Annotated in this window: 11 protein-coding genes and 1 pseudogene; 10 read left to right on the top strand and 2 right to left on the bottom strand. The window is 64.8% G+C overall.

Annotated elements, in window-relative coordinates; translation table 11 throughout:
* Positions 1 to 24 precede the first annotated feature (24 nt).
* The gene (locus BGI51_RS16140; RefSeq protein WP_187978974.1) at positions 25 to 429 is read left to right on the top strand and encodes a DUF3597 domain-containing protein; all 405 of its coding nucleotides are present in this window, start codon (positions 25 to 27) and stop codon (positions 427 to 429) included.
* Between the two features lie 191 nt (positions 430 to 620).
* Positions 621 to 1,538: an ornithine carbamoyltransferase gene (gene argF, locus BGI51_RS16135; RefSeq protein WP_187978973.1), complete on the top strand. Its 918-nt coding sequence runs from the start codon at positions 621 to 623 to the stop codon at positions 1,536 to 1,538.
* Between the two features lie 45 nt (positions 1,539 to 1,583).
* Here argF and BGI51_RS16130 read toward each other — a convergent pair whose 3' ends face one another.
* Positions 1,584 to 2,366, bottom strand: a complete 783-nt coding sequence (locus BGI51_RS16130; RefSeq protein ID WP_187978972.1) for a PhzF family phenazine biosynthesis protein — start codon at positions 2,364 to 2,366, stop codon at positions 1,584 to 1,586.
* A 296-nt stretch (positions 2,367 to 2,662) separates the two neighbouring features.
* On the opposite strand from BGI51_RS16130, the gene BGI51_RS16125 reads away from it, so the two are divergent.
* The 5 genes from BGI51_RS16125 (at position 2,663) to metR (ending at position 8,761) form a co-directional block, all read left to right on the top strand.
* Positions 2,663 to 3,535 carry an MIP/aquaporin family protein gene (locus tag BGI51_RS16125; protein WP_133859426.1) on the top strand — a complete coding sequence of 291 codons (873 nt, stop codon included), beginning with the start codon at positions 2,663 to 2,665 and terminating at the stop codon, positions 3,533 to 3,535.
* A gap of 30 nt (positions 3,536 to 3,565) precedes the next feature.
* Positions 3,566 to 5,074, top strand: coding sequence for a glycerol kinase GlpK (glpK, locus tag BGI51_RS16120; protein WP_187978971.1), 1,509 nt, complete (start codon positions 3,566 to 3,568; stop codon positions 5,072 to 5,074).
* Positions 5,075 to 5,243: 169 nt separating this feature from the next.
* Positions 5,244 to 6,008 (top strand): DeoR/GlpR family DNA-binding transcription regulator, encoded by a 765-nt coding sequence (locus tag BGI51_RS16115; protein ID WP_187978970.1) that lies wholly within the window; start codon positions 5,244 to 5,246, stop codon positions 6,006 to 6,008.
* Between the two features lie 156 nt (positions 6,009 to 6,164).
* The gene (gene glpD, locus BGI51_RS16110) at positions 6,165 to 7,694 is read left to right on the top strand and encodes a glycerol-3-phosphate dehydrogenase (protein ID WP_187978969.1); all 1,530 of its coding nucleotides are present in this window, start codon (positions 6,165 to 6,167) and stop codon (positions 7,692 to 7,694) included.
* A 149-nt stretch (positions 7,695 to 7,843) separates the two neighbouring features.
* Entirely contained in the window at positions 7,844 to 8,761 is a 918-nt protein-coding gene (gene metR / locus BGI51_RS16105; protein ID WP_187978968.1) for a transcriptional regulator MetR, read from the top strand.
* A gap of 24 nt (positions 8,762 to 8,785) precedes the next feature.
* Here metR and BGI51_RS16100 read toward each other — a convergent pair whose 3' ends face one another.
* Positions 8,786 to 9,046 (bottom strand): type B 50S ribosomal protein L31, encoded by a 261-nt coding sequence (locus BGI51_RS16100; protein WP_133859431.1) that lies wholly within the window; start codon positions 9,044 to 9,046, stop codon positions 8,786 to 8,788.
* A 397-nt stretch (positions 9,047 to 9,443) separates the two neighbouring features.
* Between BGI51_RS16100 and BGI51_RS16095 the strand changes: the two are divergent.
* The 3 genes and pseudogenes from BGI51_RS16095 to BGI51_RS16085 all read left to right on the top strand — a co-directional run bounded on the left by BGI51_RS16095 (position 9,444) and on the right by BGI51_RS16085 (position 14,152).
* Positions 9,444 to 11,215, top strand: a pseudogene (locus BGI51_RS16095) (N-acetylglutaminylglutamine amidotransferase).
* Positions 11,216 to 11,228: 13 nt separating this feature from the next.
* Positions 11,229 to 12,968 carry an N-acetylglutaminylglutamine synthetase gene (ngg, locus tag BGI51_RS16090; protein ID WP_187978967.1) on the top strand — a complete coding sequence of 580 codons (1,740 nt, stop codon included), beginning with the start codon at positions 11,229 to 11,231 and terminating at the stop codon, positions 12,966 to 12,968.
* On the top strand, positions 12,965 to 14,152 hold the full coding sequence (locus BGI51_RS16085; protein WP_017640298.1) for an osmoprotectant NAGGN system M42 family peptidase: 1,188 nt from the start codon (positions 12,965 to 12,967) through the stop codon (positions 14,150 to 14,152). The genes ngg and BGI51_RS16085 overlap by 4 nt, the downstream gene beginning before the upstream one ends.
* The last annotated feature ends 23 nt before the right edge of the window (positions 14,153 to 14,175 follow it).

The following is a 14,175-nucleotide window of genomic DNA, read 5'->3' as shown; positions in this document are numbered from 1 at the left end:
ATCCAAGACCCCCAGGAGAACTCCATGAGCCTGTTCAGCACCATCCTATCCAAGCTCGGCATCGGTGAAGCCCACGCGGACACCCCTGCCGCCGCGCCCACTACCGGTGCCACTGAGACCACCACGCCCGCCGGTAGCACCGCCTCCGCAGGTGCTGGAAGCCATATGAGCCAGGTGGACGTCGCCGCCAAGCTGGACGGCCTGGCCGCTCAGAAAGGCGAGCAACTCAACTGGAAGACCTCCATCGTCGACCTCCTCAAGCTCCTCGACCTGGACAGCAGCCTGACCGCCCGCCAGGAACTGGCCAAGGAACTGAACTGTCCGGCCGACAAGCTGGGCGACTCCGCCCAGATGAACATGTGGCTGCACAAGGCCGTCCTGCAGAAGCTGGCCGACAACGGCGGCAACGTTCCCGCCGACCTGCTGTAAGGCTACCGCCAACTGATCCGTCTCGGGCCAGCCGCCCTGCCTGAAGGGCCTGGCCTGCGATGGTGGTAAAATGCGACATGAACTTATACCATTTCGCCTTTGGTCTTTCCGCCGTTTGAAACGGCATGCTCTCAGGTTCGCCGCGTCCTCCATGGACGGCCGTTACCGGGACGGGACGCTAGGGTAACGAAATGACGGTTCGCCACTTTCTCTCTTTCATGAACTGTTCCCCCGAGGAACTCCGGCAACTCATCGCACGCGGCATCGAGCTCAAGGCCCTGCGCAACCGGGGTGTGCTGCACGAGCCCCTGCGCAATCGCGTCCTGGGCATGATCTTCGAAAAGGCCTCGACCCGTACCCGCCTCTCCTTCGAGGCCGGCATGATCCAGCTCGGCGGCCAGGCGATCTTCCTCTCTTCCCGTGATACCCAACTTGGTCGCGGCGAACCTGTCCCGGACAGCGCCCGCGTCATGTCGAGCATGCTCGACGGCGTGATGATCCGTACCTATGCCCACGAGATGCTCACCACCTTCGCCGCCAATTCCAGGGTGCCGGTAATCAATGGCCTGTCGGATGATCTGCACCCCTGCCAGCTGCTCGCCGACATGCAGACCTTCTTCGAACACCGGGGCGACATCCGCGGCAAGACCGTGGCCTGGATCGGCGATGGCAACAACATGTGCAACAGCTACATCGAGGCGGCCGAGCAGCTCGACTTCAGCCTGCGCATCGCCTGCCCGGAAGGCTATGAGCCCAATCCGCGCTTCCTCGAACGCGCCGGCGACCGCGTGCAGCTGACCCGGGATCCACGCGAGGCGGTGGCCCAGGCCCACCTGGTCAGTACCGACGTCTGGACCTCCATGGGCCAGGAAGAGGAAACCCGCCTGCGCCTGGCGGCCTTCAAGCCCTACCAGGTCACCGCCCAACTGCTCGATGGCGCCGCGCCCGATGTGCTGTTCATGCACTGCCTGCCGGCCCACCGCGGGGAAGAGATCAGCCACACCCTGCTGGACGATGCCCGCGCGGTGGTCTGGGACGAAGCCGAAAATCGCCTGCATGCCCAGAAGGCGCTGCTCGAATTTCTCATCAAGCCGCCGCTGCACGCCTGAACCCGGCAGAAGCCTCGGCTGCGTCAGGCAGTCGAGGCCCTTTCGCTACAGCAACAGCTGACCGCGCAGCACCGTCACCGCCCGCCCGGCGATACTGACCCGGTCACCCTCCAGTCGACACCTGAGCTGCCCGCCCCGGGCCGAAAGCTGCTGGGCGGTGAGCATCCGCTTGGCCAGTCGCCGCGACCAGTAGGGAATCAGGCTGCAATGCGCCGAACCGGTGACGGGATCTTCATCCACACCCACTGCCGGGGCGAAGAAGCGCGAAACGAAGTCCACCTCCTGCCCCCGCGCGGTCACGATGACGCCTTGCCAGGGGAGCCGGGCGATGGCCGCCAGGTCCGGCTTGCAGTCACGCACCGCCTGCTCCGACTCCAGCAGTACCAGCAGCTTGTCCGCCGCCAGTGCATCCACCGGCGAGACCCGCAGGGCACGTTCCAGCTCGGGAGTGACCCCCTGCTCCGTGGGCACCAGCGCAGGGAAATCCAACGCCAGCAGTCCATCGGCTTCGCGAAATACCCGCAGGACGCCCGACTGACTGATGAACTCCAGGCGATCACCCGCTTCGCCATAGACCTCGAACAGGATGTGCGCGGCAGCCAGGGTGGCATGACCGCACAGGGGCACCTCGGTCCGCGGGGTAAACCAGCGGATGCGCCAGGTATCCTCCTCCCACACCACGAAGGCGGTTTCCGAAAGATTGTGCTCGGTGGCGATCCGCTGCAGCAGCTCATCGGCCGGCCAGCTGTCCAGGCGGTAGACCGCGGCGGGATTGCCACGGAAGAACTGATCGGTGAAGGCATCGACCTGATGAAATTCTAGGGGCATGCGCGCTACCTGAGCAGAAGAAGAGAAACAGCAAGCATCGACGTCGCACGGGCACCCGGCCTCTGATGATCCCTGACAGCAACGGCTATACCTTAAGACCTGCCAACCGGCCGGTTGTCGCCAGAAGTCCTATGACCAAAATAGCAGGCGGCGTCGCATCGGCAATGAATTGTCGAACGTCGTCACTGTTTTTGCGCTCAGGAGCTTTGACAGTTTTCATATTTGAAATTAGATTTTCGGTTGCGAACAAATGGCTCTCCGGCCACCTATAAATACAACAACCACGAGGCTCCTCCATGAGTACTCTTCCGGCTCCAACGCTACGCGGTCAATGCATCGCCGAATTCCTCGGCACAGCCCTACTCATCTTTTTCGGTACCGGTTGCGTGGCGGCCGCGAAGGTCGGCGGCGCTACTCTCGGCCTCTGGGAGATCAGTATCATCTGGGGCGTCGGCGTGAGCATGGCGGTCTACCTGTCCGCCGGTGTCTCCGGCGCGCATCTCAGTCCGGCCGTCACCATCGCTCTCTGGCTGTTCGGTGGCTTCGAAAGACGCAAGGTCCCGGCCTACATCCTGGCCCAGGTGGCCGGCGCCTTCTGCGGTGCGGCGCTGGTCTACGGCCTCTACAGCAGCCTGTTTTTCGATTATGAACAGGCCCATCACATGGTCCGCGGCAGCCAGGCGAGCCTGGAGCTGGCCGGCGTCTTCTCCACCTATCCCCATCCGTCCCTGTCGGTTGGCCAGGCCTTCCTGGTCGAAGCCGTCATCACCGCCATCCTGCTGGCCATGATCATGGCCCTCACCGACGACGGCAACGGCCTGCCCCGTGGCCCGCTCGCACCCCTGCTGATCGGCCTGCTGATCGCCGTGATCGGTGGCTCCATGGGTCCGCTGACCGGCTTCGCCATGAACCCGGCTCGCGATTTCGGACCCAAGCTGATGACCTTCTTTGCCGGCTGGGGCGAGATCGCCTTCACCGGTGGCCGCGACATCCCCTACTTCCTGGTGCCCATCTTCGGCCCCATCGTCGGTGCCTGCCTGGGCGCCGCCGGTTACAAGGCGCTGATCTGCCGCCATCTGCCCGGCCTGGCTTCGGGTGCCTGCGACGTCCCGGCCAAGGCCGAGGACAGTGCCCGCACCGAAGTGACCTCCGCCTCCAAAGCGTCCTGATCGCCGCGAATCACAATAAGGAACAAGACCATGACCGACCAGAACAAGCAGTACATCGTCGCGCTCGACCAGGGCACCACCAGCTCGCGCGCCATCGTGCTGGACCGCAACGCCAACGTGGTGACCATCGCCCAGCGCGAATTCGCGCAGATCTACCCGCAGGCCGGCTGGGTCGAGCACGACCCCATGGAGATCTGGGCCACCCAGAGCGCGGTGTTCGTCGAGGCGCTGGCCCAGGCCAGCATCAGCAACGAGCAGATCGCCGCCATCGGCATCACCAACCAGCGCGAAACCGCCATCGTCTGGGACAAGACCACCGGTCGTCCCATCTACAACGCCATCGTCTGGCAGAGCCGCCAGAGCACCGCGATCTGCGACCAGCTCAAGCGCGACGGCATGGAAGACCATATCCGCAAGACCACCGGCCTGGTGATCGACCCCTATTTCTCGGGCACCAAGATCAAGTGGATCCTCGATCATGTCGAAGGCAGCCGTGAACGCGCCCGCCGCGGCGAGCTGCTGTTCGGCACCGTCGATACCTGGCTGATCTGGAAGATGACCCAGGGTCAGGCCCACGTGACCGACTACACCAACGCCTCGCGCACCCTGCTGTTCGATATCCACAAGCGCGAGTGGGACGCCACCATGCTCGAGGTGCTGGACATCCCGCGCGAGATGCTGCCGGAAGTGAAGTCCTCCTCCGAGGTCTATGGGCACGCGCACCTGGGCAGCGGCCAGACCACCGGCATCCCCATCGCCGGTATCGCCGGCGACCAGCAGGCGGCGCTGTTCGGCCAGATGTGCGTGGAACCCGGCCAGGCCAAGAACACCTATGGCACCGGTTGCTTCCTGCTGATGAACACCGGCGAGAAGGCGGTACAGTCCCAGCACGGCCTGCTGACCACCATCGCCTGCGGCCCCCGCGGCGAGGTCAACTACGCCCTGGAAGGCGCCATCTTCAACGGTGGCTCCACCGTCCAGTGGCTGCGCGACGAACTCAAGGTGATCAACGACTCCCTGGACTCCGAGTACTTCGCCACCAAGGTGACCGACAGCAACGGCGTCTACCTGGTCCCGGCCTTCACCGGCCTGGGCGCGCCCTACTGGGATCCCTATGCCCGCGGTGCGCTGTTCGGCCTGACCCGTGGCGTCAAGGTGGACCACATCATCCGCGCCACCCTGGAATCCATCGCCTTCCAGACCCGCGATGTGCTGGATGCCATGCAGCAGGACGCCGGCGAAGCCCTGAAGTCCCTGCGGGTGGACGGCGGCGCCACCGCCAACAACTTCCTCATGCAGTTCCAGTCGGACGTGCTCGGCACCCGGGTCGAGCGGCCGGTAATGAAGGAGACCACCGCCCTTGGCGCGGCCTACCTGGCCGGTCTCGCCACCGGTTTCTGGAGCAGCCTGGACGAGTTGCGCAGCAAGAGCACCATCGAGCGGGTCTTCGAGCCGGCATGCGACCCGACCAAGAGAGACACCCTGTACAAGGGCTGGAAAAAGGCCGTCGAGCGCACCCGCGGCTGGGCCCTGGACTGAGTGACTCCGTTCCGGAGGCTGCCGGCGGTTGCCCGGCGGCCTTCCGGACGGCTCCCCATGAGAACGGCGTCTTCCGACGCGGGTCTTGCTTTGCGCGACAAGCGCTTTCCACCCGGAAAGACCTACGGCATCCTCTGTGAATTTACTCGATCACCTCAAGGAAGCCGCAATGAGCCTGGCGCCTCGCCAACAGCAGATTCTCGAACTGGTCCGTGAGCGCGGCTACGTCAGCATCGAAGAGCTGGCCCAGCATTTCTCCGTAACCCCGCAGACGATCCGCCGCGATATCAACCAGCTCGCCGAGGCCGGCCTGCTGCGGCGCTACCATGGCGGCGCTGCCCACGACTCCAGCGTGGAAAACACCGAATACAGCATGAGGGCCGGCCAGATGCGCGAGGAAAAGCGCCTGATCGCCGAAGCCGTGGCCGCCGCCGTACCCGACCATGCCTCGCTGTTCATCAACATCGGCACCACCACCGAGGCCATCGCCCATGCCCTGCTCGGGCATCGCAGCCTCAAGGTCATCACCAACAACCTGCACGTGGCCAACATCCTCAGTGCCAAGGACGACTTCGACGTCCTGATCGCCAGCGGCAAGGTGCGCAGCGACGGCGGCGTGGTGGGCCAGGCGACCGCCGACTTCATCAAGCAGTTCAAGGTCGACTATGCCCTGGTCGGCATCAGTGGTATCGACGAGGACGGCACCCTGCTGGACTTCGACTACCAGGAGGTCTGCGTGTCCCAGGCCATCATCCATAACGCCCGCCAGGTGTTTCTCGCCGCCGACTCCAGCAAGTTCGGCCGCAATGCCATGATCCGCCTGGGCAGCCTGGAACAGATCGACCAGCTCTTCACCGAGCGCGAGCCGTCAACCGCCTTCGCCCGCTGCCTGCAGGAATGGCAGGTCAAGGTGGAAGTGGCGCGCCCGCGCTGACCCTCCGAGGCGACGACCATTCGTCGCCTGGCTTCTCTCTATATTCGTTTTTTTTCGTTTTAGCGGTCTGAAGACACAGACCTGGCTAGAACCTGAGTTTTTGCTGGGCTATTATGTTCGAAACCGAATAATTATGTTCGTTTCACAGGAGGCACCATGGCCCAGGCACCCACTGCAACTCCCCGGACTTACGATCTCGCCGTCATTGGCGGTGGCATCAACGGCGTAGGCATCGCGGCCGATGCCGCCGGTCGGGGTCTGTCGGTGTTTCTCTGTGAACGCGACGACCTGGCGAGCCATACCTCGTCCGCCAGCAGCAAGCTGATCCACGGCGGCTTGCGCTACCTGGAACATCACGAATTCCGCCTGGTGCGCGAAGCCCTCGCCGAGCGTGAGGTGCTGCTGGCCAAGGCGCCCCACATCGTCAAGCCGATGCGCTTCGTCCTGCCCCACCGCCCGCACCTGCGTCCGGCGTGGATGATCCGAGCCGGTCTCTTCCTTTATGACCACCTCGGCAAGCGCGAGAAGCTGCCGGGTTCCCGTGGCCTGAAGTTCGATGCCCAGGGGCCGCTCAAGGCCGAGATCAAGCGCGGCTTCGAATATTCCGACTGCTGGGTGGACGATGCCCGCCTGGTGGTGCTCAACGCCATGCAGGCGCGTGACAAGGGTGCCGACATCGTGACTCGCACCCGCTGCGTCAGCGCTCGTCGCGTCGAAGGTCACTGGGAGTTCGAGGTCGAAGGTCCTCAGGGTCGCCAGCAGATCCGTGCCAAGGGCCTGGTCAATGCCGCCGGCCCCTGGGTCGCCAGCTTCATTCGCCAGGACCTGCAGCAGAAGTCGCCCTACGGGATCCGCCTGATCCAGGGCAGTCACGTCATCGTGCCCAAGCTGTACGAAGGCGAGCAGGCCTACATCATGCAGAACGAAGACCGCCGCATCGTCTTCGCCATTCCCTATCTCGGCCAGTACACCATGGTCGGTACCACGGATCGCGAGTACCAGGGCGATCCGGCCAAGGTGACCATCACCGACCAGGAAATCGACTATGTCCTGGGCGTGGCCAATGCCCACTTCCGCAAGCAGCTCAGCCGCGACGACGTTCTGCATACCTTCTCCGGCGTACGCCCGCTGTGCGACGACGAATCGGACAACCCTTCCGCCATCACCCGCGACTACACCCTGTCGCTGGCCGAGGAGCAGGGTGCCCCGCTGCTGTCGGTGTTCGGGGGCAAGCTGACCACCTACCGCAAGCTCGCCGAGTCGGCGATGGCGCAGTTGCAGCCCTTCTTCCCGCAGCTGGGCAACAGCTGGACCGCATCGGCACCGCTGCCCGGTGGTGAGAACATGACCACGCCCCAGGCGCTGACCCGCGAGTTGCTGGACAAGGTCAGTGGCCTGACGCCAGCCCTCGCGCAGCGCTGGGCAACCACCTATGGCAGCCAGGTCTGGACCCTGCTGGGTGACGGACGCTCGGTGGAGACGCTGGGCAAGGTGATAGGTGCCGACCTGTACGCACGGGAAGTCGAATACCTGCAGCGATACGAGTGGGTCACCAGTGCGGAGGACGTGCTCTGGCGGCGGACCAAGCTGGGCCTGGTATTCAGCGACGCCGAACGGGCTGCGCTGGAAGACTTCCTGGCGCATTCGGAAGCGGTCCAACCCAGTAAGGACAGCAACGCGGCCTGAGCGTGATGCTGATTTGCCCCCGAGCGGACGACCTGCTCGGGGCACTCGATTCATCAAGCGCACTGGATTTCGCAACAGCCGGCGTGGCGGAAGATGGCCAGCACCATGAAAAGCGTTCATGATGCGGCTTTATCTCCAGCGCCAGCGCCATGTTCGAACTCCGTCACCTGAAAACCCTGCATGCTCTCCGCGAATCCTCCAGCCTGGTGGAAGCGGCGGAGCGCCTGCACCTGACCCAATCCGCCCTCTCCCATCAGTTCAAGGAACTGGAAGAGCGCCTGGGTACCCCGCTGTTCATCCGCAAGACCAAGCCCATCCGCTTCACCAGTGCCGGCCTGCGGCTGCTGCAGACCGCGGACGCGGTGTTGCCGCATCTGCGCAGTGCCGAGCGGGACCTGGCGCGGCTGGTGGGCGGGACCGCGGGGCGGCTGCACATGGCCATCGAATGCCACAGCTGCTTCCAGTGGCTGATGCCCACCATCGACCAATTCCGTGATTCCTGGCCGGAAGTGGAGCTGGACCTGGCCTCCGGGTTCTCCTTCGCGCCCCTGCCGGCCCTGGCCCGAGGCGATCTGGATCTGGTGGTGACGGCCGATCCGGTGGACCTTTCGGGCGTCACCTACGTGCCACTGTTCACCTACGAGGCCCTGCTGGCGGTGGCCAACCAGCATCCGCTGGCGCATCGTCCCTTCATCGTGCCCGAGGATCTCGCTCAGGAGACCCAGATCACCTATCCGGTGGAACGCGATCGACTGGACATCTTCACCCGCTTTCTCGATCCGGCCGACGTCGAGCCGTTGTCGATACGCACGGCGGAGATGACGGTCATGATGCTGCAACTGGTGGCGTCGGGCCGTGGCGTCTGCTGCCTGCCCAACTGGGCGATCCACGAATACAGCTCACGCGGCTATGTCACCGCGCGCCGACTCGGCGAGAAAGGCCTGTATGCGACGCTCTATGCGGCGATCCGCGAAGACATGCTGGAGGCGCCCTTCATGCAGGATTTCCTGCTGACCGCCAAGGACACCTCCTTCGCCACCCTGGAAGGGGTCAGCAGCGCGCGCTGAGTCGGCGCGCTGCTCGCGAGGGGCTTACTTGCTGTTGCCACCCGGGAAGCCGGCGAACTTCTTGTTGAAGCTCGAGACACGACCCTCGACCTTCATCTGGCGCTGCTCGCCGGTGTAGATCGGGTGGGAGGCGCTGGATACGTCCAGACTGATGTAGGGATAGGTCTCCCCTTCGTATTCCTGAGTCCGATCGCTCTCGGCGGTGGAGCGAATCAGGAAGTAGGTGTCCGAGGTGGTGTCGTGGAACAGCACGGGACGGTAGTTGGGATGGATACCGGGTCTCATGAGGCGTCTCCTGGTCTGGGGCGTCGACGACGACAGGTCATCGCTGGGCCCAATAAAGATACATTATAACATAAACAAGCCAGTTTGACAGCCGCACCTGTGACGGTGGCGGCAGCCACGGGCTTTTCGATGGAACCATCCGCCGCGCCTGGGGCTCGTAACCTGAGGCCCTGACCGGCGGCATCCTACCCTCTCTGAGACCTGCTGTCGGTCGCTGCGTGCGTTCAGACCTGGAGCGCCAGACAGACGACCTGTCCGCCCCACGTCTCCCGCGCGCACAGCGCCCCCGCATTGGCTTCTCAAGGATCGCGAGAAGTCCACACGCATTGGATGCGCACGCCGAGTTCGGGACTGAACTCACCGCGCCGCATCCCAAGGATTCAAGAGGCACAGCACCATGTGCGGCATCGCCGGAGAGCTTCGTTTCGATCAACAACCCGCTGCCATCAGCGTGGTGGAGCGCATCACCCACCGTCTCGAACAGCGCGGACCCGATGCCTGGGGCTTCCACAGTCAGGGCCCGGTCGCCCTGGGCCATCGGCGGCTGAAGATCATGGATCTGGCGGAAGCCTCGGGCCAACCCATGATCGAGCCGGAACTGGGACTGTCGATGGTGTTCAACGGCGCCATCTACAACTATCCGGAATTGCGCACTGAGCTCGAAGCCAAGGGTTACAGCTTTTATTCCGGGGGTGACACCGAGATCCTGCTCAAGGCCTATCACGCCTGGGGCAAGGATATGCTGCCCAAGCTCAATGGCATGTTCGCCTTCGCCATCTGGGAGCGCGACAGTGGCCGGCTGTTCATTGCCCGTGATCGCCTGGGCATCAAGCCGCTGTACCTGTCCTTCACCGACAAGCGTCTGAGATTCGCCTCCAGCCTGCCCGCCCTGCTGGAAGCCGGTGACATCGACACCCGTATCGATCCGGTCGCCCTCAATCACTATCTGAACTTCCATGCCGTGGTGCCGGCGCCGCGTACCATCCTGCAAGGCGTGCAGAAGCTGCCGCCGGCGACCTGGATGACCGTGGATGCGTCCGGCCAGCAGCACCAGGAGACCTGGTGGAACCTGGACTACGGTCCCCGTGACGATGAGCGCCGCTACACCCTGGACGACTGGGCCGAGCGGGTCCTGCATGGTCTCAAGGACGCCGTGGCGATCCGCCAGCGCGCGGCGCGCGAGGTCGGGGTACTGCTGTCCGGCGGGGTGGACTCCAGCCTGCTGGTGGGCCTGCTGCACGACTCGGGGTCAAGGACCTGCTGACCTTCTCCATCGGCTTCGAGGATGCCGGCGGCGAGCGCGGCGACGAATTCCAGTATTCCGATCTGATCGCCAATCACTACGGCACTCGCCACCATCAATTGCGCATCGCCGAAGACGAGATCATCCAGCAGCTGCCGCGGGCCTTCTCGGCCATGAGCGAGCCGATGGTCAGTCACGACTGCATCGCCTTCTACCTGCTGTCGCGCGAGGTCTCCAAGCACTGCAAGGTGGTGCAGAGCGGCCAGGGTGCGGACGAACTCTTCGCCGGCTATCACTGGTATCCCCAGGTGCATGGCGCCGCCGATCCCTTCGCCGCCTACCGCGCCGCCTTCTTCGATCGCGACTACGCCCAGTACGCCGCCACCGTGCAGGCGGGTGTACGTCTGCAGGAAGACGCCGCCGAAGCCTTCGTCCGTCAGCACTTCGCCAAGCCCGGTGCCAGCGCCGGCGTAGACAAGGCCCTGCGCCTGGACAGCACCGTGATGCTGGTGGATGACCCGGTCAAGCGGGTCGACAACATGACCATGGCCTGGGGCCTGGAAGCCCGGGTGCCCTTCCTCGACTATCGCCTGGCCGAACTCTCGGCGCGCATTCCCGCCGAGTTCAAATTGGGCGATGGTGGCAAGCAGGTACTCAAGGCCGCCGCGCGCAAGGTCATTCCTCAAGAGGTGATCGACCGACCCAAGGGCTATTTCCCGGTGCCGGGCCTCAAGCACCTGGAAGGCAACACCCTGACCTGGGTCCGCGAACTGCTGCTGGACCCCAGCCAGGATCGCGGCCTGTTCGACACCGCCGAGATCGATCGGCTGCTGACCAATCCGGCCGATCGCATCACGCCCCTGCGCGGTTCCAAGCTCTGGCAACTCGCCGCGCTCAACCTCTGGATGAGCGAACACGGACTGTGAGGGTGCAAGACGCATGAAAGCGACCAGCTACAACCAGCGCCTCCAGCGTGCCCAGACGCCCTCCTACGAACGGCTGCAGGCACGCCTGGCGGAAGGCGACCAGCCAACCTGCCAGCCGCTCTCCCTGCAGTGTGGCTGGGGGCGGTTGCTTATCGGCCATACCTATCCCGACCCCGCCAGCCTGGCCAAGGAACTGCTCACCGAAACGCCCGGAGAACGCGACATCGCCCTCTATGTCGCGGCGCCCCATCAGGTGCTGGCCCAGGCGCCACAACAGCTGTTTCTCGATCCCAGCGACACCCTGCGGATCTGGTTCAGTGACTATCGCCCAGCCCGGCGGATTTATCGCGGCTTTCGTATCCGCCGCGCCTGCTCCGCGCAAGACTGGAGCGAGATCAACCGGCTCTATCAGCAGCGCCATATGCTGCCCGTCGACACCGAGCGGCTGACGCCGCGGCACAAGGGTGGTCCGGTCTACTGGCTGGCGGAAGACGATGACAGCGGCGCCATCATCGGCTCGGTGATGGGCCTCAATCACGTCAAGGCCTTCCGGGATCCGGATGGCGGCTCTTCACTGTGGTGCCTGGCGGTCTCGCCCGAGTGCAGCCGGCCCGGCGTCGGCGAAGCGCTGGTGCGCCACCTGATCGAGCACTATGCCAGTCGCGGCCTCGCCTTCCTGGATCTGTCGGTGCTGCATGACAACCTGCAGGCCAAGCGACTCTACGACAAGCTGGGTTTTCGCCCGCTGCAGACCTTCGCCATCAAGTGCAAGAACGGCATCAATCAGACGCTGTTCCTCGGCCCCGGCCCTGCCGCCGAGCTGAATCCCTATGCACGGATCATCGTCGACGAAGCCCTGCGGCGTGGTATCGAGGTGCAGGTGGATGATGCCGAGGGCGGCCTCTTCACCCTGATCCAGGGCAACCGGCGCATCCGCTGCCGCGAGTCCCTCACCGACCTCACCTCGGCAGTCACCATGACCCTCTGCGCCGACAAGGTGCTGACCAGCCGTACCTTGGCCCGTGCCGGGCTGAAGGTCCCCGAGCAGCAACTGGCGGGCAGCGACGAAGACAACACCGCCTTTCTGGAGAAGCATGGCGCCCTGGTGGTCAAGCCGGTCAATGGCGAACAGGGCAAGGGCGTGGCCGTGGACATCCGCGACGCCGAGCACCTTGCCACCGCCATCCAGGCGGCGCGGCGCCATGACGATCGCGTGCTGCTGGAAAGCTTTCACCAGGGCCTAGATCTGCGGGTGGTGGTCATTGGTCACGAGGTGGTGGCCGCGGCCATTCGCCGGCCGGCGGAAATCGTCGGCGATGGCCAGCACAGCGTCCGGGACCTGATCGAAGCCCAAAGCCGCCGCCGTCAGGCCGCTACCGGCGGCGAGTCGCGCATCCCGATGGACGAGGAAACCGAACGTGCCATCCGCGGCGCCGGTCACGACTGGGACAGCGTGCTGCCCGCCGGCACCCATCTGGCCGTGCGCAAGACGGCCAACCTGCACACCGGCGGCATCCTGGAGGACGTCACCGACAGTCTGCATCCGGTGCTCGCCGACGCGGCCATCCAGGCAGCGCGCGCTCTGGACATCCCCGTCACCGGCATGGACCTGCTGGTCCCAGCCGCCGATTCGCCCGACTACGTCATCATCGAAGCCAACGAGCGACCGGGCCTGGCCAACCACGAGCCGCGTCCCACCGCCGAACGCTTCATCGACCTGCTGTTCCCGCTGTCCCGGGAGGTTCCGCTATGAATCGCTTGCCCGAGCCCGATCTGGATTACCTGCGCAAGGTCCTGCTGGACATGCTGGCCATCCCCAGCCCCACGGGTTTCACCGATACCATCGTCATGTACGTCGCCGAACGGCTCAACGAACTCGATATTCCGTTCGAACTGACCCGCCGCGGCACCATCCGCGCCACCATCAAGGGCCACAAGGAGAGTCCGGATCGCGCCGTCTCCGCGCATCTGGACACCATTGGCGCCATCGTCCGCGAGATCAAGGACAACGGCCGTCTGGGCCTGGCCGCCGTGGGCCACTGGTCGAGCCGCTTCGCCGAAGGCAGCCGCGTCAGCCTGTTCACCGATGACGGTACCCTGAGGGGCAGCGTGCTGCCGCTGCTGGCCTCCGGCCACGCCTTCAACACCGAAATCGACAAGATGCCGGTGACCTGGGACCACATCGAATTGCGCCTGGACGCCGTGACCAAGAGTCGCCACGAGACCGAGCAGCTGGGTGTGCAGGTCGGCGACTTCGTCGCCTTCGATCCGCTGCCGGAGTTCACCGACAGCGGTTACATCAGTTCGCGCCATCTGGACGACAAGGCTGGCGTCGCCGCCCTGCTCACCGCCTTGAAGATGCTCAAGGAAACCGGCCAGACCCCGCCGATCGATTGCCATCCGCTGTTCACCATCACCGAGGAGGTGGGCTCGGGCGCCGCCGGTGCCCTGCCCTGGGACGTCAGCGAATTCGTCGGCATCGACATCGCCCCCGTGGCGCCCGGACAGCGCTCCGACGAGCACCGCGTCAGCGTGGCCATGCAGGACTCCGCCGGTCCCTACGACTATCACCTGTCACGGCACCTGCTGCGCCTGGCGCAGCGCAACGACATCCCGGTGCGCCGCGACCTGTTCCGCTACTACTACAGCGACGCCCACTCGGCGATCAGTTCCGGCCAGGACGTGCGGGTCGCCCTGCTGGCCTTCGGCTGCGACGCCACCCATGGCTACGAGCGCACCCATATCGTCAGCCTGGCGGCGCTCAGCCAGCTGCTGACCGGGTACATGCTCAGCCCGCCGGTGTTCGACAGCGATGCGCAACCGGCCGACAGTTCGCTGGATCGCTTCGGTCACCAGTTGCTGCCGGAAGACACCCAGATGGACAACCAGACGCACCTGCCGCCGCTGGAGGAGGTCGTCGGCGACGGCAGCAAATAGCGTTCGAACCAAGCGCCTGGGGT

This window comes from Pseudomonas oryzihabitans (genome assembly GCF_014522265.1).
GTDB lineage: Bacteria > Pseudomonadota > Gammaproteobacteria > Pseudomonadales > Pseudomonadaceae > Chryseomonas > Chryseomonas aestiva.
The sequence above is the reverse complement of the archived record's forward strand: the minus strand, read 5'-3'. Positions and strand labels throughout refer to the sequence as shown.

Coding starts and splice junctions, on each gene's coding strand:
- BGI51_RS16140 (WP_187978974.1), top strand. CDS start 25: ATGAGCCTGTTCAGCACCATCCTATCCAAGCTCGGCATCGGTGAAGCC.
- argF (WP_187978973.1), top strand. CDS start 621: ATGACGGTTCGCCACTTTCTCTCTTTCATGAACTGTTCCCCCGAGGAA.
- BGI51_RS16130 (WP_187978972.1), bottom strand. CDS start 2,366: ATGCCCCTAGAATTTCATCAGGTCGATGCCTTCACCGATCAGTTCTTC.
- BGI51_RS16125 (WP_133859426.1), top strand. CDS start 2,663: ATGAGTACTCTTCCGGCTCCAACGCTACGCGGTCAATGCATCGCCGAA.
- glpK (WP_187978971.1), top strand. CDS start 3,566: ATGACCGACCAGAACAAGCAGTACATCGTCGCGCTCGACCAGGGCACC.
- BGI51_RS16115 (WP_187978970.1), top strand. CDS start 5,244: ATGAGCCTGGCGCCTCGCCAACAGCAGATTCTCGAACTGGTCCGTGAG.
- glpD (WP_187978969.1), top strand. CDS start 6,165: ATGGCCCAGGCACCCACTGCAACTCCCCGGACTTACGATCTCGCCGTC.
- metR (WP_187978968.1), top strand. CDS start 7,844: ATGTTCGAACTCCGTCACCTGAAAACCCTGCATGCTCTCCGCGAATCC.
- BGI51_RS16100 (WP_133859431.1), bottom strand. CDS start 9,046: ATGAGACCCGGTATCCATCCCAACTACCGTCCCGTGCTGTTCCACGAC.
- ngg (WP_187978967.1), top strand. CDS start 11,229: ATGAAAGCGACCAGCTACAACCAGCGCCTCCAGCGTGCCCAGACGCCC.
- BGI51_RS16085 (WP_017640298.1), top strand. CDS start 12,965: ATGAATCGCTTGCCCGAGCCCGATCTGGATTACCTGCGCAAGGTCCTG.